The sequence below is a fragment of the Sphingobacterium sp. MAE genome (assembly GCF_056711605.1).
This window is the reverse complement of sequence record NZ_CM160044.1, coordinates 2,581,520-2,602,944: the sequence shown is the minus strand read 5'-3', so window position 1 is coordinate 2,602,944 and position 21,425 is coordinate 2,581,520. Positions and strand designations below refer to the sequence as shown.

The following is a 21,425-nucleotide window of genomic DNA, read 5'->3' as shown; positions in this document are numbered from 1 at the left end:
ATGCGTTGCCAGTAAAAAATAATCGGATATAAGAGCTAAAATGGGTGTTAGTGAAAATGTATTTCATTAAATAAATAATCCCAGTTGAATAATGGAAGGTGATGGTATTTATTTTCTATTTAACATAATATAAATTATACGACTTGTTAAAATCCTCATTTACAGTGATGCTTACAATGACTATTTTATATGTACAACCTGATTCTATAATTCGCTACCAGCGAGCTGTAGTCTAATACCGTGCAATCTTATGATTACAAAAGTTTACTTGGCAAGCTTTATTACCTGTATGGACTTACACCAAACATCTAACTGCGACAATGCATCATTATCATTTTTTCCAAAGGTTATATATCCTTATGTCAATTAACATGGACTCAAATTATACAGTCCTTCTACAAGAATCTCTAAATCGATGATCAATTTTAAATGAACACATATTTCATCAGCTTTTTTCAGTTATTTATTTTCTAGTGAAATTCATTGATTTTTCATTTAAAACCCTAAGCTGAGATTTTGATTATTCGGAGTAAGACTCACGCGATTTTTTTTATTGAAATCTCAGCGATTAGGAATTTTACCAAAACACATCTATTTTTAAATGTCAATCGTATGTTTTTCTTTTGTAATATTTATGTAGATGTTCCACCTTAGTTATTTGATTTTCTATATTTGTTTTTTATGTGGACTAGAATATTTTATTTCTTGGCGTTATTCAGTTACTTGAACTTGCTTTTTTATCAAGCTGGGGTCAATCCTAATGCGCATGCGACAAATATTCCCACACAATATTTTATGGGCGATTCATTACTAGAATTTGTGCTAGACGATGTGCTCGATATTCCAATTGAAATTCCCGAAAAAGATGCTGAGGTTCAATTTGACGATTACCGGATTTTTAATTTCAACCCCCAGATTTTATCCATTTTTATTTTTGTTCTCGGTATCGTTTATTCTGCTTTATCCATTTTAAAACAGAAAAAGCATCCCCTTTATAGTAAAAAAAATGCCTGCTTATCAGGTTATTATCAGTATTTATACCGATACAGTTTATTCTAATCCACTCCTGCCCTATTTTTTAATTTTAAGTTAGATTTTTAAAGTCTAACATTCTAAAAATCAATACTTTGTATTGGTTACTTCTATTTGTCAACATTTTATTTTTTATATGAAAACACGTTCCATGTCTTGGTATGCACTGTCATGCCTTGCGATTTTATCTGCTTGTACAGCCAAAAGCAACGATAAGCAAGTTAGTACAGCTCCAAAAAAAGTGCCCGTTTCCAATCTAGTCGTGATGGATACAACAATTTACAAAGATTATATCGCTGATATACAATCGGTAAAAAATATTGAACTTCGATCTCGATTGAGTGGTTTTTTAGAACATATATATGTTGATGAAGGTGCATCTGTCAAAAAAGGACAAGTGCTGTTCAGATTGAGCGATGACATGTACAAAGCAGATTATGCGCGCGCGAAGGCTAATTTTAATACTGCTTTGACTGATGTTAAAAAAGTGATGCTAGAATTAGAACGTACCAAAGACCTTGCTGCTAAAAATATAGTCAGCAAAACAGAAGTTGAATTGCTCAAATTGCAATATACAGCTGCTGAGTCAAAGGTTGAAGAAGCGAGATCAATGATGCAGCAAGCGAAGACACAGCTCGATTATACATTAGTACGTGCTCCTTTTGACGGTAAGATCGATCGTATACCACTAAAAGAAGGATCACTCTTAGAACAAGGCTCCTTATTGACTACCGTGTCTTCGATGAACGAAGTGAATGTCTATTTTGATATCTCTGAAAATGAATACCTCCGTATCGTTTCAGATTCCTCATTTAACCACAATTCTTTCAATAAGGATGTAAAATTGATCCTTGCCGATGGCAATACCTATCCTTATTCTGGAAAAGCGACAATTGTAGAAAGTGAATTCGAAAAAAATACGGGATCCATTTCATTACGTGCAAAATTTGTCAATCCACAAGGAATGCTTAAGCATGGAGCATCTGGAAAAATATCTGTGCCGATTCAAACTGGAGACACAAAATTTGTTCACCAAAAGTCTGTCTTTGAAATTCAAGATAAAACTTACGTCTACATCTTGAATAAAGATAAAACCGTTTCAATGAAATCATTTGAAGCAGGTCAGCGCGTAGGCCATTACTACATCGTCAATGCAGGTTTATCAGATCAAGATCAGATTGTATACGAAGGGGTCCAATCATTAAAGGACGGTATGAAGGTAGAAGTTGTCCCAGTTAAATTGTAACACGTTCTTGAATAAAAATTATGTTTGATGTTTATATAAAAAGACCTATCCTATCGTTGGTTATATCATTATTTATAACCTTATTGGGATTATTGGCCTTATTTACATTACCTGTTACCCAGTTTCCAGATATTGTTCCTCCTTCTGTGGTTGTCACAGCAAACTATACAGGTGCCAATGCTGAAGTCAGTACCAATGCTGTTGCGATTCCATTGGAGCGTGCTATAAACGGTGTTGCAGGTATGACCTCTATGAATACAGTATCGACCAATAATGGTACGACGCTGATTCAGGTGGTATTTAAAGTGGGTATCGATCCCGATATTGCGGCAGTGAATGTGCAAAATCGCGTCACTACTGTACTTGATGAACTTCCAGAAGAAGTAACCCGCGCCGGAGTAACAACAGAGAAGGAAGTAAATAGTATGTTGATGTATTTAAATCTTTATACCGAAGATGAAACTGCAGATGAGCGTTTTATTTACAACTTCACCGATATCAATGTGCTCAAAGAGCTAAAGCGCATTGAAGGTGTCGGTTTTGCTCAAATCATGGGCATGCGCGATTACGCGATGCGTGTTTGGGTCAAGCCAGATCGATTGGCCGCTTACAATATATCAACCGATGAGTTGATTGCCTCCTTGCGAAAACAAAATATTGAAGCAGCTCCAGGGCAGACCGGTATCAGCTCCGATAAAATGGTCAATATGCAGCAATATGTGCTCCGTTATCCTGGCAAATTTTCAGAACCTGAAGAATATGCCAATGTACCCATTCGTGCCAATTCAGATGGAACCATTATCCGCATAAAAGATGTTGCCGAAATTGAATTTGGCTCTTTAGATTACGAAATGGTTTCAAAAACCGACGGTAGACCATCAGCGTCCATCATGCTGAAACAATTACCAGGTTCCAATGCTCAAGATGTAATTAAACGTGTCAAAGATCGCATGGCCGAACTGCAAAAAGCGACTTTTCCTGCTGGGATGAAGTATACCATGGGCTATGACGTCTCCCGATTTTTAGATGCATCGATTTCCAGTGTGATCAAAACATTGTTGGAGGCATTTTTATTGGTATTTATTGTTGTATTTATTTTCCTACAGAATTTTAGAGCGACATTAATTCCGATATTAGCTGTTCCAGTCAGTTTGATCGGATCCCTATTTTGCATGCAGATGCTCGGATTCTCGATCAATCTATTGACCTTATTTGCACTCGTACTCGCTATTGGTATTGTGATCGACAATGGTATTGTAGTTGTCGAGGCCGTATTTGCAAAGATGGAGGAAGAAAATCTGCCACCGATGGAAGCTACCCTTGCTGCAATGAAAGAAGTCGGTACAGCCGTGATAGCGATTACGCTGGTTATGTCAGCTGTATTTATACCCGTAGCCTTCCTAGATGGACCGGTCGGTATTTTTTATAGACAATTCTCTCTCACATTAGCCTCCGCCATTATCATTTCTGGTATCAATGCATTGACATTGACACCTGCATTATGTGCGCTGATGTTAAAGAATCCACACGATCAGAAAGAGAAAAATAACTGGATGACGCGATTCTTTAAAAAATTCAATAGTGCATACGATAAATTAGCAGGCAAATACCGTGGGTTTCTATCCAAAACCGTTAGCCGTAGAGGACTTACAGTCCTGGTATTGGTCCTATCTTTTATAGCGACTTGGGGAACCAGTGCGATCTTACCATCCGGGTTTATCCCAACAGAAGATCAGGGAATGGTCTATGTCAGTGTAACCACTCCTCCTGGGGCTACTGTAGACCGTACTGAAAAAGCATTGGATGAAGTCGACCGGATCTCCAGAAGTTTAGAATCTGTTGAAACCGTTTCCACACTAGCAGGCTATAGCATCTTAACCGAGGTGTCCGGATCATCATACGGCATGGGGATGATCAACTTAAAATCGTGGGAAGACCGCTCACAGACGGTCGATGATGTGATGAATGAGCTCAAAGAAAAAACAGCACATATCGCCGATGCCCAAATTGAGTTCTTCCCTCCGCCTACCGTTCCCGGATTTGGTAATGCTGCAGGTTTTGAAGTTCGCTTACTGGACAAAACAGGAACCGAGGATTTAAATAAAACTGCTGTCGTACTTGAAGATTTTATGAATAAGCTCAATGCCAGCGAATCTATTGAGAGCGTTTCTTCGGGATTTGACGTTAATTTCCCCCAATACATGCTGGAAATAGACTATGATTTGGCAGCCAAGAAGGGCATATCAGTCGATAATGCAATGAATACATTACAAACCTTAATGGGTAGTTTCTACGCCACCAATTTCATTCGCTATGGCCAGATGTATAAAGTAATGGTTCAAGCAGATGCACATTATCGAAAACAACCTGAAGATGTACTGAATCTTTTTGTCAAAACCGACAATGGCGAAATGGTGCCATATTCAGCATTTATGACGATGAAACGTGTATTTGGTCCAGAGCAGATCACACGTTATAATATGTTTACAAGTGCTATGATCAATGGTCAGCCAGCGGCAGGGTTCAGTACAGGACAAGCAATAGAAACAATACAAGAAATAGCGAAAACACTACCACAGGGGTATAGTATCGAATGGTCGGGTATGACCAAAGAGCAAATCGCTTCCGGCGACCAGACGATTTATATCTTTGCCTTAGTGTTATTGTTTGTTTATCTATTATTAGCCGCTCAGTACGAGAGCTTCTTTCTGCCCCTGCCCGTTATATTATGTATTCCAGCAGGAATGTTTGGAGCCTTCCTATTCTTAAAATTATTAGGTCTAGAAAACAACATCTATGCGCAGGTCGCACTCGTCATGTTAATCGGTCTTTTAGGGAAAAATGCTATTTTGATTGTCGAATACGCAGTACTTAAAAACAAGCAAGGCATGTCTATTGTACAGGCTGCTATCGATGGAGCCATCGCCCGTTTAAGACCGATTTTAATGACCTCGTTTGCTTTCGTCGCTGGTTTAATTCCCTTAATGTTCTCATCTGGTGCAAGTGCAATCGGAAATCGAACAATAGGTACAGCCTCTGTCGGTGGTATGTTGATTGGTACCATTATCGGGGTATTGATTATTCCAGCTTTATATGTCCTTTGTTCCAAAAAACCTAAAAAGGTGAATCAGAAAAAAGCAGGTACCATCGCTTCTATCGTTCTAGTTTTACTATTGGTATCCAGCTGCTCCGTTCCAAAAAATCTGACAGCCCTGCAATCTACGGTACTGCCAGAAAAATTTTCGCCCACAACAAGTAAAACAGACACCTCTATTGGTCAGATTCCTTGGAGAAAAGTATTTGAAGACAAAAAGCTGATCGCACTGATCGATTCAGCATTAGTGTACAATTACGATTTACAGATGGCAATCAAGCGTATTGAAATCGCTCAAGCAAGTTTTAGACAGAAAAAAGCAGCCTTATTTCCCAAAGTAAATGCAGAGGTAGGCGCTGGATTGACAAAATATGGTTTCTACACCGAGGAAGGAATAGGTAATTACGATAGTAATTTTTCCGAAAACCTCAAATCAGACGAAAAGATACCATCGCCTGCTATTCCAGACTATTTTGTTGGACTGCGCAGTTCATGGGAAATCGATGTTTGGGGAAAATTAAAAAACCTGAGACAATCTTCTTATGAAAATTACCTAGCACAGCTCGAAGCTAAACAATTAATTGCCACAGAGCTGGTATCCAATATTGGTTCCGCTTATTATCAGCTGATCAGTTTGGATAATCAATTGGCTGTTTTTGAAAAGAATCTCAAGTTACAGGAAAAAGCTTTAGCCATCATTGAAGTTCAGAAAGAAGCAGGACGTGCCACAGCGTTAGCCGTTCAGCAGTTTAAAGCCATTCTTGCCAATTCAAAATCCGATCGTGCCAAGACAAAACAAGAAATCAGCATACTCGAAAATCATATCAATTTTCTAATTGGCAGAGTCAATAAACCAATTGAACGTACCGCTATCAAACTGGAGGAAGTGCATTTATTTGATAAGTTAGCTTCGGGAGATCCCGCATTGATGCTTGCTCTAAGGCCCGACATCCGTGAAGCATCGCATCAGATGCTATCTGCGATGCACGAAGTGCATGCGGCAAAAGCGGCATTTCTCCCCGCAGTAGTATTGTCTCCATTTATCGGACTCAATTCCTTTAGTTTTGACAAATTGATCGATATCAATAAATCTGCCACTTATGGATTATTTGGAGGTATTACAGCACCCATTTTCAATCAAAGAGAATTGAAAACACAGTACGAGCAATATAAGGGAAACTACGGAATTGCTTTCCTCAACTATGAAAAGATCGTGCTGCAAGCTTACAATGAAGTTTCCAATGCGCTATTGACCGAAGACCATATTATTGATCGTTTTCAACATAAAAATGAACAAGTGGTCGCACTAGAATCTTCTGTAGATTCTGCACATGATCTATTTTTGGCAGGACGTATCAATTATTTAGAGATTATTACCAGTCAGAGAGAATCCCTAGCTGCTCAGATAGAACAGGTCAATATTCTCGAAGAAAAAATCTTAAATCAATTGGTTCTTTACAAAGCCTTAGGTGGAGGTTGGCAATAAAAAGTAAAATGTATAAAAAGAGGGTTGGCTTAAACAAAAGCCAACCCTCCTTTTATAAACTAATAACTAAGCAACACTTTCGATCATAACAGCCGCAACCGTTAGATTGGTACGCGGATCAATGATGATTCCCCGTCCCGTGGCCTGATGATCTTGATAAAGATCAAATGAAAGATCTTCAGCAGCCTTGATCTGAACACGACCGATATCATTGAGCGCGATCTGTTCACCATACTTATACTCCTGATTGTTGATGTCGACCTTATGAATGATTTCGTTAATTTTAACTTTCGTTGTTCGACCAAAATTTTGAAAAAGATAGATCTGATTGGTATCCAGAGCCTTATTATCAAACCAACAGATATTCGCCTCGATATTTCGTTCCACTAGACCTGCATCACGGGCTGTTACGATGGTATCACCTCGGCTGATATCAACATGATCGGTCAGATGAACGATCACAGATTGTCCATCTTCCGCCTGATCCAAATCCAGTCCTGCTAGTTCAATTCTTTTAATTTTACTTTTGACCGAAGAAGGTAAAATAACGACATCATCACCAACTTTCAAGCCATTTCCCACCACACGTCCAGCATATCCACGATAGTCATGTAGTTCATCCGTCTGCGGCCTTACAACCCATTGTACAGGCAAACGCCATGCTTGGTTGTCCACCTCATCATATTCAACAGTTTCCAAATAAGAAAGCAACGAAGGTCCCTTAAACCAATCAAAATGAAGTGAAGAATTCACGATATTATCACCTTTCAATGCCGAAACAGGCATAAAATCAACGTCCTTCAATTCTAATCGTTCTGCCAGCACTTTGTAATCCGCCTTGATGGTTTCAAATACCTCCTCACTGTAGTCCACCATATCCATTTTATTGATACAAACCAGTACTTTCTTCAAAGCCAATAATTTAGCTAAGAAAGAATGACGCTTTGTTTGTTCGATCACACCTTTGCGTGCATCCACTAATATAATGATGAGATCGGAGTTGGAAGCCCCAGTGATCATATTGCGTGTGTACTGTATGTGTCCTGGCGCATCAGCGATGATAAACTTACGATTTTCCGTTTGAAAATATTTATAAGCAACATCAATTGTAATCCCTTGCTCCCGTTCCGCTTTTAGTCCATCCGTTAAAATTGCCAAATCAACTGTACCATCGTTATTTTTACGGTTAGCCTTTTTGATCGCTTCCAGTTGATCGTCTAATATCGAATCCGTATCATATAGTAAACGGCCGATCAATGTACTTTTGCCATCATCAACAGAACCAGCCGTTATAAATTTTAAAATTTTCATGTTTTAGATTATAATTTTTAATCTTCAAATCTGGTGAATTTCCCTTTAGAAGTACCCTTGTTTTTTACGATCTTCCATTGCCGCTTCCGACACCTTATCATCCATCCTTGCTCCGCGTTCACTAACCGTGGAAGCTTTGATTTCGGCAATGATATCGTCTAGTGCAGTCGCTACAGAATCCACAGCTGCTGTACAAGTCATGTCACCTACAGTTCTAAATCGTACCGATTTCGTTTCGATCACGTCCTCCTCATCAATATTTAAGAAAGGAGCAGCAGCCATCAACTGACCATTACGCGTGATCACTTCACGCTCATGGCTAAAGTATATACTCGGTAGTTGAATATTTTCCCGTTTGATATAATTCCAAACATCCAGTTCTGTCCAGTTTGATATGGGAAATACACGGACATTCTCTCCTTTATTGATTTTTCCGTTAAATATATTCCACAGTTCAGGACGTTGGCGCTTCGGATCCCATTGTCCAAATTCATCACGCACAGAAAACATTCGTTCTTTTGCCCTCGCTTTTTCCTCATCACGACGAGCACCACCGATACAAGCATCAAAACCATTTTCCGCTATGGTATCCAACAGCGTCACCGTTTGCAATGCATTTCTACTTGCATTTTTACCCTTTTGTTCTATCACTTTACCGGCATCGATACTATCCTGTACATGACCTACAATCAGTTTTTCACCGATCTGCTCGATCAACCAATCGCGGTAAGCGATTGTTTCAGGGAAATTATGCCCAGTATCTATATGTACCAAAGGAAAAGGAAATTTACCTGGTCTAAATGCCTTTAATGCCAAATGAACCAACGTAATCGAATCTTTTCCCCCTGAAAATAAGAGGGCAGGATTTTCAAACTGTCCAGCCACTTCACGTAATATATAGATTGATTCTGCTTCTAGTTGATCTAAATAATCCATTTAATATTTTTTATTTTGTTGTCACATGTAATCCACACTCCTTTTTACTCTGATCTTCCCACCACCAGCGGCCGGCACGAAAATCTTCACCTTCTTGTACCGCACGGGTGCAGGGTGCGCATCCTATGCTCGGGAAGCCTTTATCATGCAGCACGTTATAAGGGATACGCTCCCCTTTAATATAATCATTCACCATATCAAAAGTCCAGTCAAACAAGGGATGAATTTTAATAATGTCATTCACCTGATCATACTCAATATAGTCCATATCATGACGATTAGCAGACTGTTCAGCGCGAATCCCAGTGATCCAGATTTTAGCTCCGCGCAATGCCCTTTGCAGCGGTTCTATTTTACGAATATAACAGCAGGTCTTTCTATTTTCAACAGATTCATAAAAAGCATTTGGACCCTTTTGCGAAACAAATTCTTGGATTTGCTCTGTATTCGGGTAGTACGTATCGATCTTCAATGCATATCGTTCTACCGTTCTGCTCCATAGCGAATACGTCTCCTTAAACAATCGTCCAGTATCCAAGGTGAAAACTGCAATATTCACTTTGCTTTTTCCGATCCAATCGGTGATGATCTGGTCTTCGATACCAAAAGATGTCGAAAACACCACCTGATTAGGATAGTGCTCAGCAATAGCCTCAAGCAATTCGACTCCCTGCTTACCTGATAAAAGTTCTTTAATGTTACTGATCTCCATCTCGCTCAATCAATGATTTAGTATGTTCATTAAGTGCATTTACTTTCGCTTGAAAATCTCCCTTCAATTGATCCCGCAGTTGACTCATCAACTCCAACGTATCATCAATTTCTTCAGGAAGCATATTCTGCAACAGTTCCTTCACCCGTTTTGCTATAGTTGGCGATTTCCCATTTGTCGAAATCGCAATTTTTAAATTTCCTTTTTTTACAATAGATCCCAGATAAAAATCACATAACTCAGGCTTATCAGCTGCATTCAGCAAAATAAAGCGAGCACTGGCTAACGCTCTGATCTGATCATTGAGTTCGTGGTTATTTGTCGCTAACATCACCAGATGCTTATGATCTAGATCAGACTCCAAAAAATCACGCTCTTCAAATTTTATATGCGCATATTGCATTAATATAATCTTAAACTCGCAGCATATTTCAGTAGCGATCACGGTGATCTGTGCTTGATCATTATTTTGAATGATCGCTTGAAATTTTTCTAAACCAATCGGTCCACCACCTACTAATAGGATCTGAATTTGATCTGGCTTGATAAAAATTGGAAATAGCGTATTCATTTAAGCTGTTGCATATTTTTCTACGATATTTTTGAAATTGGGATGTTTCGAAACCACTTCTCCCAATACAATTATTGCAGGAACACCAATACGTTTTTCTTGCGTTTCATCCAAAATATCATTAATAGTGCCCATTATGATTTTCTCATCTGGTGTAGAACCATTTTGGATCAACGCAATGGGAAGATTTTCTTTGCCATGCTTTCTATACAATTCCACGATCTCCGCCAGCTTTCCAAAACCCATCAAAACTACAACTGTAGCATTGGTTTTAACAGCAGCATATAGATCTTCAGACAGTTTACCAGCAGTCGTAGACCCCGTGATCACCCAAAAACTTTCACTTATGCCGCGGAAAGTCAACGGAATCTTTTGCAAACCAGTAAGCCCGATGCTCGAAGAGATACCTGGGACAACAGCTGTTTCAATGTCAAATTGGCTCACAAAATCCAGCTCTTCACCACCACGGCCAAAGACAAATGGATCGCCACCTTTCAGACGCACCACATGACCATGTGTGCATGCATAATCAACCAATAGCTGATTGATCTGGTCTTGTGAAGTAGAGAGCTGTTCCGCCCGTTTTCCTACATATATTTTTGTGCAATTTTCACTAGCAAAATCCAATAGACTTTCATCAACTAAGGCATCATATAAAATCACATCAGCAGATTTGATTGCCTTTATACCTTTTAAACTGATCAATTCAGGATCTCCAGGACCAGCTCCGACCAAGGTTACTTTGGGTTTAATATTCATTCTTCTATCCTCCTCATTAATTGACCTTCACACTATTTCTATACGCATACACTGCATCAAAGAAAATATTCAAGCTCGCAAGATAATTTTCAGCAAACTCGGGTGTAGGTTCATTCTTATTAATTTGTAATACCAATTCTGGAAATGTCGTTTCCAAACTAAACAACTGCTGCTCCACAAATTGGGTTTGAAATTCCTGGATCACAGCATGCTGTGAACTCACATTTACACCTTTATCCAATAATAAAGCTTTGGCACAACCGACAAACGTACTATAGGCATGGTATATCGAATCCGCATATTTCCTTTCTTCAAAAGCAGAAATCGCCCAGCCTTTCTTTTCCTCGGCTTCATAGATCAAGGTAGCCACCAGATCAATCACAACACCCGCACATTCACCTACGCCAATTGCTGTTTCAAAAGTCTCTTGATGTCCCCAATCAATATATTCATCATCCGACAATGTCGTCAAGTCTGCCAATGGCTTCAATAAGGTATAAAAGTAATTTTTTGACTGACGGTCATAATAAGCATGGAAGTTTTCACCTTCCTGTACATTCTTTTTATAATCCGATAAGACCAAATCTACCACATGTAACACTCTTTTCGTCGGCACTTTAATGATTCTTTCAGCCACACGGCCCACGCCATCGCCAACAGTACCACCACCGATCATCACTTGTGCTGCAGGAACAACTTTCCCATTCGCTTTGACAGAGCTACCATGAAATCCCAGATGGGCCAAACCATGTTGACCACAAGAATTCATACAACCTGATATTTTTATCTTTAGTTCCTTATTATAGACAAAGTCGGCATAAAACTCACGGATATATGTTTCGATCACCCGAGCCATCTCTGTACTATTGGAGATACCCAAATTACAAGTATCCGTACCTGGACAAGTCGTCACATCCGATGTGCTCTGAAATCCCGCAGAAGCCAATTCCAGTTTCTTCAACAGCTGATAGATATGAGGCAGAGATCGCTCAGTAGCATATTTTAAGAGTAATCCTTGATTTTGTGTGAAACGAATCTCATCCGCTACTAGACCATCTAGTCCTGCCACTAGCGCTCGCGCTTTTTCCGTAGGAAGATCACCTGTAGATATCTTAACAAATACCCCATAATAGCCTTTCTGCTTTTGTTCAAACGTATTTGTCGACTTCCAGATCAGATATTCAGCGTCTTCATGCAATGATAGATGCGCAATAGCACTTGTATCTGGCGGAGTCGGTTGACTAATGGTATCTCGATCAATCGGAAAAGATTTAACAGCATTTGCAACACGCTCTACCGCGATCAGTCGCAATACTTCATCAATACCCAATTTTTGGATCAAGTATTTAAAACGTGCTTTATTTCGATTATTACGTTCACCATAGCGGTCAAAGACACGTAAAGAAGACTCCACAAAAGGAATCAACTGATCTTCATGTAAAAATTCATGTACCAGATGTGCTAGAAAAGGTTGAGATCCCAGTCCACCACCTAATAGAACTTTAAAACCGCGTTCCTCCTGTCCATCAACGATCTTCACTTTAGGAATAAAGCCCAGATCATGGATATAAGAAAAAGCAGTATCATCATCTGACGACGAAAATGACATTTTAAATTTACGGCCCATTTCCGCACAGATCGGGTTTCTTAAACAAAATTCAAAAACAGCCTGTGCGTAAGGAGAAACATCAAAAGGTTCTTTTGGATCTATACCAGCTGTAGGAGATGCTGTTACATTACGCACCGTGTTGCCACATGCTTCACGTAAAGTAATATCATCCTCAGCCAATTGAGCCCATAATTCTGGTGTACGATCTAGACTAACAAAGTGAATCTGAATATCCTGTCTTGTCGTGATATGCAAATTACGAATCGCATATTCATCAGACACGTCCGATATTTTGATGACTTGTTTGAAAGTTGCTTTTCCAAAAGGCAATTTAATACGCACCATTTGCACTCCGGGCTGACGTTGTCCGTAAACCCCTCTTGCTAGGCGTAAAGAACGAAATTTTTCATCCGTAATCTTCCCCTCTTGAAAAAGTCTAATTTTCTTTTCTAAATCTATAATCTCTTGCTCAACCACAGGGTTTTCAAGCTCTGTACGGAAACTTTGCATATGCTGAAATTGTATTTATTTGGTCTGTATTCTCTTCTATTGGTTCAAAAGTAGAAAAAAAAACGATATAATCTATAAAATCTATTAAATTAATATATATTTGTCAAAAATATTATTGTAGACCAATCCTATAGATATACATAAAATGATAAAAAACAACTGTAATTTACTTGTAATAAGCTTATTGTTGTTGCTTAATAATAATGCATGCGCTCCAAAAATTGAAAACGGATACACTAAGGAACGAGGTTTCGAAGGAAATATTTCTTTGTCTGGAGCATTTGCCCTCTATCCTTTAGTTGTTTTATGGAGTGAAGAATTTAAAAAGGAACATCCACTTGTTCGCTTTAATATTTCTGCCGGTGGAGCCGGAAAAGGAATTGCCGATGCGCTGACTGGAATGGTCGATATTGGACTGATTTCTCGCGATCTTCATCCCGAAGAAATGAAAAATGGTGCATATCCCATTCATGTTGCAAAAGATGCCGTTATCTGCACCATCAATGCCGACAATCCAAACTACCGTCTACTGAAGGAACGCGGATTGACCAATGCAGAACTAAAAAATATCTTTATTTACAATAAGTATAAAACGTGGAATGACATTGATAAACGTTTTACAACAGATCCTGTAACGGTGTATACACGTGCAGATGCTGCTGGAGCAGCTGAAACATGGGCCAATTTTTTTAAAAGTAAACAAGAAGATTTAAAAGGAGTCGGCATATTTGGTGATCCCGGCATTGCACAAGCGGTCAAAGATGATCAAAATGCCATCGGTTTCAATAATATCAATTATGTCTATGATTTAAAGACAAAAAAAGTAATGGATAAGATTGATGTACTGCCCATAGATCTCAATGGCGATGGCAGCATCAACGAACAGGAAAGTTTCTATAATACGATTGATGAACTGACAGATGCCGTGAGTAATAATAGATATCCAAGCCCGCCATCCAGAGACCTGTCTTTTATCACGAAAGGCAAGCCCGACAATTTACTGCTTAAAGAATTCATCTCTTTCGTCTTAAAGAAAAAATCGCAGAGCTATTTACTGGAGAATGGCTATGTGCCGCTAACAGAAACATTTATGAACGAAGAATTGAAAAAGTTATAATATGTTGCGAACAAGATTAATAAAAAATGCTATTGCAAAGCAGTCAAGCTTTGTTTTGTTGCTTATCTCCCTTTCGGTTGTGATCATTATTGGTATTGGCTTGACTTTCAAGTCGATCCCTTTATTTGAAACCTTCAATATTTGGGATCTTCTGACGAATCATATCTGGGCGCCCATGAAAGGAAGTTTTGGATTTCTCCCTTTCATTATGGGTACATTAAGTGTCACACTTGTCGCCCTGCTCATCTCTTGCCCACTTTGTATCCTCAGTTCAATTTATTTGACGGAATATGCTTCCGATACATTAAAAAATATCGTGTTACCTCTGATCAACGTCTTGGCTGCAATTCCTCCCGTACTATATGGGGTATGGGGCGTACTGTTTATTGTACCAGCAATACAATCCTACATAGCTCCTATATTTGGTATCTCTACTTCAGGATATACGATTTTAGCCGGCGGCATCGTATTATCGGTTATGATCTTTCCGATCATGATCAGTATTATGGTCGAAGTACTCAAAACAATACCTGCGGAACTTAAAGCCGCTTCTCTATCTTTAGGAGCGACCAAATGGGAAACTGCCCAAAAGGTGATCTTACGCCGAGCAAAACCGGGTATTATTGCCGCGATTGTTCTCGCCATCTCCCGAGCATTTGGAGAAACAATAGCCGTCTTGATGGTTTGTGGCAATGTGCCCAAGATACCGACATCCATCTTTGACGCAGGATATCCGATTCCAGCACTAATTGCCAATAACTTTGGCGAGATGATGTCTATTCCCCTTTACGATTCAGCACTGATGTTTTCCGCTTTACTCCTATTTGTGATTATTTTCGGATTCAACTTAATTTCACGTATCATATTAAACAGATTGGAGGGCAAACACAATGGATAATCTAAAAAAAAGACTTTTTAAAGAAAAGATTGCGAAAGGCTTTATGCGGCTATCAGGTATGTTGGTCACAGGTTCACTTTTTTTTATTATCGGTACAATACTCTACAAGGGTTTACCATATCTATCTTGGGAGATGGTCAGCCAACTGCCTCAAGGAGGATTTTATATGGGTAAAGAGGGAGGAATATTAAATGCTATTCTCGGTTCGCTCTATCTCGCTGGGGTCGCGACCCTGTTAGCGACCATCATTGGAGTTCCGATCGCTTTATTTTTAAATATATACATCAAAACCTCTTCCAGATTAGCGCAATATTCAAAATTGATGTTCGATATTCTTTACGGTATCCCTTCCATCGTATATGGTGCTGTAGGATTTACGATTATGGTCTATTTTGGTATCCGTGCATCCTTACTTGGGGGTATTATCACCATTACATTACTAACTATACCGATCGTGGTCCGTACAGTCGATGAACTGATCCGAACAGTTCCCAACGATTTGAAGCATGTGACTTTATCCTTAGGTGCCACCAACTGGGAAGTAGCAAAGGTCTTTATTTTACATATTAAACCAGGCATTTTCACCGCTATATTGTTGGCATTTGGACGTTCTATTGGTGATGTCGCTGGCGTGTTGTTGACCACGGGATTCAGTGACAACCTCCCACGGTATATTGACGAACCAGCAGCAACTCTACCGCTGGCTATTTTTTTCCAGTTAAGCAGTCCTATTCCTGAAGTCCAAGGTCGTGCCTACGCATCTGCACTTATTTTAACTTTTATCATTCTAATTATTGTTATATGCACTCACATCCTATCATCGAAACAGAACAAACACAAGTTGTAAACCCTGCTATTCAGCCGCATATTCAAATACAAGATCTGAATATTCATATTGATGGGCACCATATTTTAAAAAACATCAATTTGTCACTACCCAATAATAGTATTACCTCGATCATTGGTCCATCAGGCTGTGGAAAGACAACATTATTAAAAACACTGAACCGCCTGATCGATGATACTAAAGGTGTGCAGGTATCCGGATCAGTCTTTGTCAATGGTGAAGATATTTATGCACCAAATGCCGAAGTGACCCATATCCGAAAAAAAATGGGACTGCTTTCTCAAAAACCTTTTCCACTACCGATGTCGATCTATGACAATATCGCTTATGGGCCACGCATCCATGGTACACGAAACAAAAAGGAATTAAACGCAATCGTAGAGACACAGCTGAAGAATGTAGGACTTTGGGAAGAGGTCAAAGATCGATTGGACCAATCCGCCACGAGGCTTTCTATTGGTCAACAGCAACGCCTATGCTTAGCTCGAGGACTAGCGGTCAAACCAGAGATTATCTTAGGAGACGAATCGACATCTGCACTCGATCCGATCTCCACGCAGACCATTGAAAATCTTTTGATTGAACTCAAGAAAGATTATACCATTGTACTGGTTACCCACATCCTGAGACAAGCACGCCGTGTATCCGATTATATTATTTTTGTATATGGTGGAGAGATCCTTGAGTTTGGAAAAACAGAAGAAGTACTCTTAAATCCTAAACATGAGATCACCCGACAATACGTCAAAGGATTTATTTCATGATAATGAGCTGACGTGCGTATTTTTTAATAAATTATTTATATTTTTATATGATATGAAACAATTCAACTTGTCTATGAAAAGTAAATTAGCCACCGTACTGATTAGTTCTTTTGCCTTGTACTCGTGTTCAAACGGGACTACGGGAGCAGAAACCAATACAGTAGATAGCATCTATCCAGCTGTTGAAAAAAATGAAGCCAATACAAAATACAAACCTGCTTTTGCGGGTCAAACACGTATCAATGGCGTAAAGACCAACACGGCATTTGAAGGAGTCGTATTGAATACCACCTTAAAATCTCCTTGGGGCATAGCAGCGCTACCAGATGGACGGTTACTGATCACAGAAAAAGAAGGTACATTTAGAATTGCTACTACCGATGGCAAAGTTTCAGAGCCGATAACAGGACTGCCAAAAGTAAATTCGGATGGGCAAGGTGGATTGTTAGGATTGACAATCGATCCAAATTTTGAAACCAATCGCATGATTTACTTTGTTTTTGCAGAGCCAAGTGCAGAGGGCAACTTGACAGCAGTAGGCAAAGGAAAATTATCTGCAGATGATAAAACAATAGAAAATGTAGCCGTTATTTATCGAGCTACTCCCAAATACAAAGGCAAGTTACATTACGGTGGACGGATCTTATTTGACAAGTCCGGCAATTTAATCGTGAGTACCGGCGAACGTTCAGATCTAGCAACCAGACCACAAGCACAAGATCTCAAATCAGGATTAGGTAAGATTGTCAGAATCACGACAGATGGTGCGCCTGCATCGGGCAATCCATTTGCAGGACAAGCTGATGTAAGGCCAGAAATATACAGTTACGGTCATAGAAATGTACAAGGTCTGGCACTACATCCAGAAACTGGTGATCTGTGGGAAACTGAATTTGGTCCACGTGGCGGAGATGAATTGAACCGTATTGAAGCTGGTAAAAACTACGGATGGCCGACCATTACTTATGGATTAGAGTACAGTGGCGAAAAAGTAGGTGATGCCATTCAGCAAAAAGAAGGGTTAGAACAGCCCGTTTACTATTGGGATCCTGTCTTATCGCCAAGCGGTATAACATTCTATACCGGAGATCGTATTCCAGAGTGGAAAAACAACCTATTTATCAGCGGTCTAAGCAGTACACATATTGCGCGATTGGTCATCAAAGACAATAAAGTCGTTGGCGAAGAGCGATTATTGGCTAAAGAAGGACAGCGTTTTAGAGATATCACGCAAGGCAAAGATGGCGCACTATATGCGATCACCGATTTAGGAAGACTCTATAAAATCGATAAAAAGAACTAATCTTTTCGAAATAAATGCAAAAAGGTAACCGATGGGGTTACCTTTTTTTATATAGCGGTATGAATAACAAAAGAGATAGTATGATCAGACACGTTGTTTTTCGGATTTTAGCACTAATTATATTGTTGTTCATAGCTATTCCCATTGCGATGGCACAACTCGATCCCGCTCGCCGTTGCGGGACCGGCGATATTGGTGCTATCCTATTTTTTATGGGTATAAATTATCTAGTTTGGATGATCTACCTACTTGCAGAATCTTTTTTCTTATATCGTAAGCATGAAATCGCAAAATTCAAGTTCAATGTGATCGCTGCCTTGATCCTTCCCATCTTTATATTAGTATCTTTTGTTTTTAATCTGATGGATTAAGAACTCAATTCCATACTATAAAGATCAAAATCTTTCGCCCAATAGTCCTTTACGATCTGGTTTAAAATAAAACCATTTTTTTGATAAAACAAATACGTCAGCTGCGAAGTACGGACCGTAATCCGATCGATATCCGGCATACTTTTTAAAATTGCAATCCGGTGTTCCAATAATTTTCTTCCGTAGCCTTTACCTTGTTCACTAGGCAGAACAATATCCCAGCTGATTACACCCCTTCTTTCTTCCAGTTCCAGGTTGATACCACCACAGGCCACTATTTTACCCTCCGCTTCCAGCACAAAGTATTGCTCGATTTCAAAATCGAGGTAGTACTTCAAATCCTCCATTTCATCTTGAGCAAAATAAGCTGGAATATTTTCTTGCATGACACTCAATACGATCTCCCGATCTCTTACCTCGTAAGCTCTAATTACAACCATAACATCGTGATTTTAGGAATAAAAATGACAAGCGCTATTATAACAGAGACAAACGCCGCGGTCAATACCGCTGCAGCTGCCAGATCTTTTGCTTTTTTAACAAATTCATTATTTTCTTGACACACCAAGTCTGCCAAATTCTCAATGGCCGAATTGACTATTTCCAGTGCAAAAACAGCACCAATGCACAGTAAAATAATCATCCATTCGACTGCAGAAATATCAAAATAGAAACCTGCGATCACCGTTACCACGGTCGCAGCAAGATGAATACGCGCATTATGTTCTTCAATCAATAAGATTTTAAACCCATTAAAAGCATAAGTAAAACTTTTTATTCGATCTTGTAGCGAGAATTTTTGATTTTTCATGTAAAAATGCCGTAAAAGCAAAAGCCGTTTCTTACGTATGATAAAGAAACGGCTTTTATTTGATTATTTTAAATTAAATCAGATGAAATATATCATCTACACCTAATATTTTTTTCACCGTAAATCCTTCCGCATATTTAACCTGTATCGATCTCCCAAATTCTCGAGCACGAGCTGCGGTCGATTCCATAAAATCAGGATTTGAAATGTAAGTCTGAGGTTCATCCGAATCACTCTCCTCACCAGTATAAAACTGCGTCTTATACGCCAAAATTGATTTTTCTTTAATAGCGTAAAAATCGGTAATATCCATCACGATATCCGGTTTAATATAATAATCCTGGATCATCTGCAGTACGAGTCGAGGACGATGCGACTCCTGTAGCACACCATCATAGGAAGTTTCGATCTTACGCAATCCCGATAAAAAACAAGCTTCAGAAACCATATGCCCTGCTCTTCCGTGATCGGGATGGCGATCAGTGATGGCATTGGTAATGATAATTTCAGGTTGATATTGACGGATAGCACGGATTACCGCTAATTTATCCTCTTCACTATTATTAAAAAAGCCATCGCGCAGTGCTAAATTATCCCTTACCGTCAATCCCAAGATTGAGGCGGCATCATTTGCCTCCCGGTCCCTTGTTTCAGCCGTGCCACGCGTACCCAGTTCACCCCTAGTTAAATCTACGATACCTACTTTTTTGCCCTCAGCTAAATATTTTGCTATCGTTCCTCCTGCGCCCAATTCCGCGTCATCAGGATGCACAGCAATTACTAATAAATCCAGTTTTATCATGGGAGTATATTTTTAAATGTTTAACCAACTAAATGTAGGCAAAAGTACTAAACATTTTTTTCTTTCTACTCTTTTGATCTTACTCTTCCATCAGTAATTGTTCCACACGCTTTTTCACTTTAGCAGCCATCGGTGAAGTAATGGGATAGAAGTAATCAACGACTTCTCCTTTTTTATTGATGAGGTATTTGTGAAAATTCCAAACAGGCTTACTGTCAATACGGCCATTCTCTTCTCTATGAGAAAGATGTCGGTATAAGGGCGATGCATATTCTCCAGCCACATGTGAGCGTTTAAAGATCGGGAAACTCACTTGTTGATTGATTCGACAAAATGTTTCCAGCGTATAGCCGGTCAATGGTTCCTGTTTTCCAAAATTATTGGAAGGAAAACCCAATATCTCAAAGCCTTGGTTTTTATAGGTCTGGTATAGTTTTTCTAAAGATTTGAATTGTCGTGTAAAAACACACTGGCTCGCGGTATTGACGATCAGCAACACTTTTCCTTTGTAATCAGCTAATGATTTTTCTTGACCATTAAACTGTAAGGCTCTAAAATCATAAACTGTCTTCATAAATTATTTATTGTTATTTTTTAAAAATAGCGTGGATCCCTTCTCGTTTTTTGAAATTCTCTGATGATATTTTCAATTTCAAAATCCTCTCTAGGATCATACGTACTTTTGAGGTTATGTCCAAATATTTTAGCCACTCCCTGATATAAAAATGCCGTCAGTCCGCCTTTCATCTGTTTCACCATTTCATAACTCGAGTGCCCAGTCTGTCTATCAATAAGTTTAATTAAGATTTTCCCCTGTGTGATACTCATGTTTTTAATTTCTTTATTAAACATGGCTTTCACCTCATTTTCACAATTTTCTATTAGTTTCTTTTGTTGTTTTTTATCGGTCTCCAAAGCCAGTTCACGATCCAATTGATCGTATCTTTTTTGAGCAAATATCGCATACGGTAATACTCTTAAGACATTTCTTCTTAATCTCAAATATTCTTTTTTAGCATCCTCCGAAGTCCAGATACGCGGTTTGGAGATTTTTACTTCAGGAATTAAAAACCAAGGCAGTCGCTCACCAGTCTCCAAAGTGGTCATATTGTATTCTTCCAGCAGTTCCTGTTCTCCCTCCCCGTAACGAGGTACTGTCAATGCTTGAGCCATCCCTAAAAGAGGAACGAAGAAAAGCAAAAAAAGCATCCAGCGTAAGTTTATTTTGATCATTACAATTTAAAAA

General features: G+C 39.1%; 20 protein-coding genes. 9 read left to right on the top strand and 11 right to left on the bottom strand.

Features of this window, described 5'->3' with window-relative positions:
* The first annotated feature begins 681 nt into the window (after positions 1 to 681).
* From AC06G9_RS11015 to AC06G9_RS11005, 3 genes are all read left to right on the top strand, one after another.
* Entirely contained in the window at positions 682 to 1,059 is a 378-nt protein-coding gene (locus AC06G9_RS11015) for a hypothetical protein (protein ID WP_045752554.1), read from the top strand.
* A gap of 109 nt (positions 1,060 to 1,168) precedes the next feature.
* Entirely contained in the window at positions 1,169 to 2,278 is a 1,110-nt protein-coding gene (locus AC06G9_RS11010; RefSeq protein WP_045752553.1) for an efflux RND transporter periplasmic adaptor subunit, read from the top strand.
* A 20-nt stretch (positions 2,279 to 2,298) separates the two neighbouring features.
* Positions 2,299 to 6,858 (top strand): efflux RND transporter permease subunit, encoded by a 4,560-nt coding sequence (locus tag AC06G9_RS11005; RefSeq protein ID WP_480958151.1) that lies wholly within the window; start codon positions 2,299 to 2,301, stop codon positions 6,856 to 6,858.
* 66 nt (positions 6,859 to 6,924) lie between these two features.
* Here the strand turns inward: AC06G9_RS11005 and AC06G9_RS11000 are convergent, their stop codons facing one another.
* The 6 genes from AC06G9_RS11000 to AC06G9_RS10975 are packed head-to-tail and all read right to left on the bottom strand — an operon-like array spanning position 6,925 to position 13,266.
* Entirely contained in the window at positions 6,925 to 8,169 is a 1,245-nt protein-coding gene (locus tag AC06G9_RS11000) for a sulfate adenylyltransferase subunit 1 (protein ID WP_480958150.1), read from the bottom strand.
* Positions 8,170 to 8,214: 45 nt separating this feature from the next.
* Positions 8,215 to 9,105 carry a sulfate adenylyltransferase subunit CysD gene (gene cysD / locus AC06G9_RS10995; protein WP_480958149.1) on the bottom strand — a complete coding sequence of 297 codons (891 nt, stop codon included), beginning with the start codon at positions 9,103 to 9,105 and terminating at the stop codon, positions 8,215 to 8,217.
* Positions 9,106 to 9,115: 10 nt separating this feature from the next.
* Positions 9,116 to 9,817 carry a phosphoadenylyl-sulfate reductase gene (locus AC06G9_RS10990; RefSeq protein ID WP_248753687.1) on the bottom strand — a complete coding sequence of 234 codons (702 nt, stop codon included), beginning with the start codon at positions 9,815 to 9,817 and terminating at the stop codon, positions 9,116 to 9,118.
* The gene (locus tag AC06G9_RS10985; protein WP_045756117.1) at positions 9,804 to 10,388 is read right to left on the bottom strand and encodes a precorrin-2 dehydrogenase/sirohydrochlorin ferrochelatase family protein; all 585 of its coding nucleotides are present in this window, start codon (positions 10,386 to 10,388) and stop codon (positions 9,804 to 9,806) included. Before AC06G9_RS10985 ends, AC06G9_RS10990 begins: the two co-directional genes overlap by 14 nt.
* Positions 10,389 to 11,147, bottom strand: a complete 759-nt coding sequence (gene cobA / locus AC06G9_RS10980) for a uroporphyrinogen-III C-methyltransferase (RefSeq protein WP_346569552.1) — start codon at positions 11,145 to 11,147, stop codon at positions 10,389 to 10,391. It lies immediately after the preceding gene.
* A 16-nt stretch (positions 11,148 to 11,163) separates the two neighbouring features.
* Positions 11,164 to 13,266 carry a HEPN domain-containing protein gene (locus tag AC06G9_RS10975; protein WP_480958148.1) on the bottom strand — a complete coding sequence of 701 codons (2,103 nt, stop codon included), beginning with the start codon at positions 13,264 to 13,266 and terminating at the stop codon, positions 11,164 to 11,166.
* A 190-nt stretch (positions 13,267 to 13,456) separates the two neighbouring features.
* Here AC06G9_RS10975 and AC06G9_RS10970 point away from each other — a divergent pair, with 190 nt between their 5' ends.
* From AC06G9_RS10970 to AC06G9_RS10945, 6 genes are all read left to right on the top strand, one after another.
* Positions 13,457 to 14,383, top strand: coding sequence for a PstS family phosphate ABC transporter substrate-binding protein (locus AC06G9_RS10970; protein WP_248753690.1), 927 nt, complete (start codon positions 13,457 to 13,459; stop codon positions 14,381 to 14,383).
* A gap of 1 nt (position 14,384) precedes the next feature.
* Positions 14,385 to 15,281: a phosphate ABC transporter permease subunit PstC gene (gene pstC, locus AC06G9_RS10965; RefSeq protein ID WP_260949505.1), complete on the top strand. Its 897-nt coding sequence runs from the start codon at positions 14,385 to 14,387 to the stop codon at positions 15,279 to 15,281.
* Positions 15,274 to 16,128, top strand: coding sequence for a PstA family ABC transporter permease (locus tag AC06G9_RS10960; RefSeq protein WP_045754779.1), 855 nt, complete (start codon positions 15,274 to 15,276; stop codon positions 16,126 to 16,128). Before pstC ends, AC06G9_RS10960 begins: the two co-directional genes overlap by 8 nt.
* Positions 16,083 to 16,892 carry a phosphate ABC transporter ATP-binding protein gene (locus tag AC06G9_RS10955; protein WP_045754780.1) on the top strand — a complete coding sequence of 270 codons (810 nt, stop codon included), beginning with the start codon at positions 16,083 to 16,085 and terminating at the stop codon, positions 16,890 to 16,892. Before AC06G9_RS10960 ends, AC06G9_RS10955 begins: the two co-directional genes overlap by 46 nt.
* 73 nt (positions 16,893 to 16,965) lie before the next feature.
* Positions 16,966 to 18,195 carry a PQQ-dependent sugar dehydrogenase gene (locus tag AC06G9_RS10950; protein WP_480958147.1) on the top strand — a complete coding sequence of 410 codons (1,230 nt, stop codon included), beginning with the start codon at positions 16,966 to 16,968 and terminating at the stop codon, positions 18,193 to 18,195.
* 59 nt (positions 18,196 to 18,254) lie between these two features.
* On the top strand, positions 18,255 to 18,566 hold the full coding sequence (locus AC06G9_RS10945) for a hypothetical protein (RefSeq protein WP_248753692.1): 312 nt from the start codon (positions 18,255 to 18,257) through the stop codon (positions 18,564 to 18,566).
* Here the strand turns inward: AC06G9_RS10945 and AC06G9_RS10940 are convergent.
* The 5 genes from AC06G9_RS10940 to AC06G9_RS10920 all read right to left on the bottom strand — a co-directional run bounded on the left by AC06G9_RS10940 (position 18,563) and on the right by AC06G9_RS10920 (position 21,412).
* Positions 18,563 to 19,006, bottom strand: coding sequence for a GNAT family N-acetyltransferase (locus tag AC06G9_RS10940; RefSeq protein ID WP_045754783.1), 444 nt, complete (start codon positions 19,004 to 19,006; stop codon positions 18,563 to 18,565). The genes AC06G9_RS10945 and AC06G9_RS10940 overlap by 4 nt on opposite strands.
* The gene (locus tag AC06G9_RS10935) at positions 18,997 to 19,377 is read right to left on the bottom strand and encodes a diacylglycerol kinase family protein (RefSeq protein WP_480958146.1); all 381 of its coding nucleotides are present in this window, start codon (positions 19,375 to 19,377) and stop codon (positions 18,997 to 18,999) included. Before AC06G9_RS10935 ends, AC06G9_RS10940 begins: the two co-directional genes overlap by 10 nt.
* Before the next feature lie 73 nt (positions 19,378 to 19,450).
* A complete protein-coding gene (bshB1, locus tag AC06G9_RS10930) occupies positions 19,451 to 20,176 on the bottom strand; it encodes a bacillithiol biosynthesis deacetylase BshB1 (RefSeq protein WP_480958179.1) in 726 nt (241 codons plus the stop codon).
* A gap of 82 nt (positions 20,177 to 20,258) precedes the next feature.
* Positions 20,259 to 20,753: a glutathione peroxidase gene (locus tag AC06G9_RS10925; protein WP_281047140.1), complete on the bottom strand. Its 495-nt coding sequence runs from the start codon at positions 20,751 to 20,753 to the stop codon at positions 20,259 to 20,261.
* A 20-nt stretch (positions 20,754 to 20,773) separates the two neighbouring features.
* Entirely contained in the window at positions 20,774 to 21,412 is a 639-nt protein-coding gene (locus tag AC06G9_RS10920; protein WP_480958145.1) for a DUF4294 domain-containing protein, read from the bottom strand.
* Between the last annotated feature and the right edge of the window lie 13 nt (positions 21,413 to 21,425).

Bases quoted from the DNA above. Each gene is read 5' to 3' on its own strand.
- AC06G9_RS10955 (WP_045754780.1), top strand. From the start codon at position 16,083: ATGCACTCACATCCTATCATCGAAACAGAACAAACACAAGTTGTAAAC.
- AC06G9_RS11015 (WP_045752554.1), top strand. From the start codon at position 682: ATGTGGACTAGAATATTTTATTTCTTGGCGTTATTCAGTTACTTGAAC.
- AC06G9_RS11010 (WP_045752553.1), top strand. From the start codon at position 1,169: ATGAAAACACGTTCCATGTCTTGGTATGCACTGTCATGCCTTGCGATT.
- AC06G9_RS10975 (WP_480958148.1), bottom strand. From the start codon at position 13,266: ATGCAAAGTTTCCGTACAGAGCTTGAAAACCCTGTGGTTGAGCAAGAG.
- AC06G9_RS10950 (WP_480958147.1), top strand. From the start codon at position 16,966: ATGAAAAGTAAATTAGCCACCGTACTGATTAGTTCTTTTGCCTTGTAC.
- cysD (WP_480958149.1), bottom strand. From the start codon at position 9,105: ATGGATTATTTAGATCAACTAGAAGCAGAATCAATCTATATATTACGT.
- AC06G9_RS10925 (WP_281047140.1), bottom strand. From the start codon at position 20,753: ATGAAGACAGTTTATGATTTTAGAGCCTTACAGTTTAATGGTCAAGAA.
- cobA (WP_346569552.1), bottom strand. From the start codon at position 11,147: ATGAATATTAAACCCAAAGTAACCTTGGTCGGAGCTGGTCCTGGAGAT.
- AC06G9_RS11005 (WP_480958151.1), top strand. From the start codon at position 2,299: ATGTTTGATGTTTATATAAAAAGACCTATCCTATCGTTGGTTATATCA.
- AC06G9_RS10985 (WP_045756117.1), bottom strand. From the start codon at position 10,388: ATGAATACGCTATTTCCAATTTTTATCAAGCCAGATCAAATTCAGATC.
- AC06G9_RS10990 (WP_248753687.1), bottom strand. From the start codon at position 9,817: ATGGAGATCAGTAACATTAAAGAACTTTTATCAGGTAAGCAGGGAGTC.
- AC06G9_RS10960 (WP_045754779.1), top strand. From the start codon at position 15,274: ATGGATAATCTAAAAAAAAGACTTTTTAAAGAAAAGATTGCGAAAGGC.
- pstC (WP_260949505.1), top strand. From the start codon at position 14,385: ATGTTGCGAACAAGATTAATAAAAAATGCTATTGCAAAGCAGTCAAGC.
- AC06G9_RS10920 (WP_480958145.1), bottom strand. From the start codon at position 21,412: ATGATCAAAATAAACTTACGCTGGATGCTTTTTTTGCTTTTCTTCGTT.
- AC06G9_RS10935 (WP_480958146.1), bottom strand. From the start codon at position 19,377: ATGAAAAATCAAAAATTCTCGCTACAAGATCGAATAAAAAGTTTTACT.
- AC06G9_RS11000 (WP_480958150.1), bottom strand. From the start codon at position 8,169: ATGAAAATTTTAAAATTTATAACGGCTGGTTCTGTTGATGATGGCAAA.
- AC06G9_RS10940 (WP_045754783.1), bottom strand. From the start codon at position 19,006: ATGGTTGTAATTAGAGCTTACGAGGTAAGAGATCGGGAGATCGTATTG.
- AC06G9_RS10945 (WP_248753692.1), top strand. From the start codon at position 18,255: ATGAATAACAAAAGAGATAGTATGATCAGACACGTTGTTTTTCGGATT.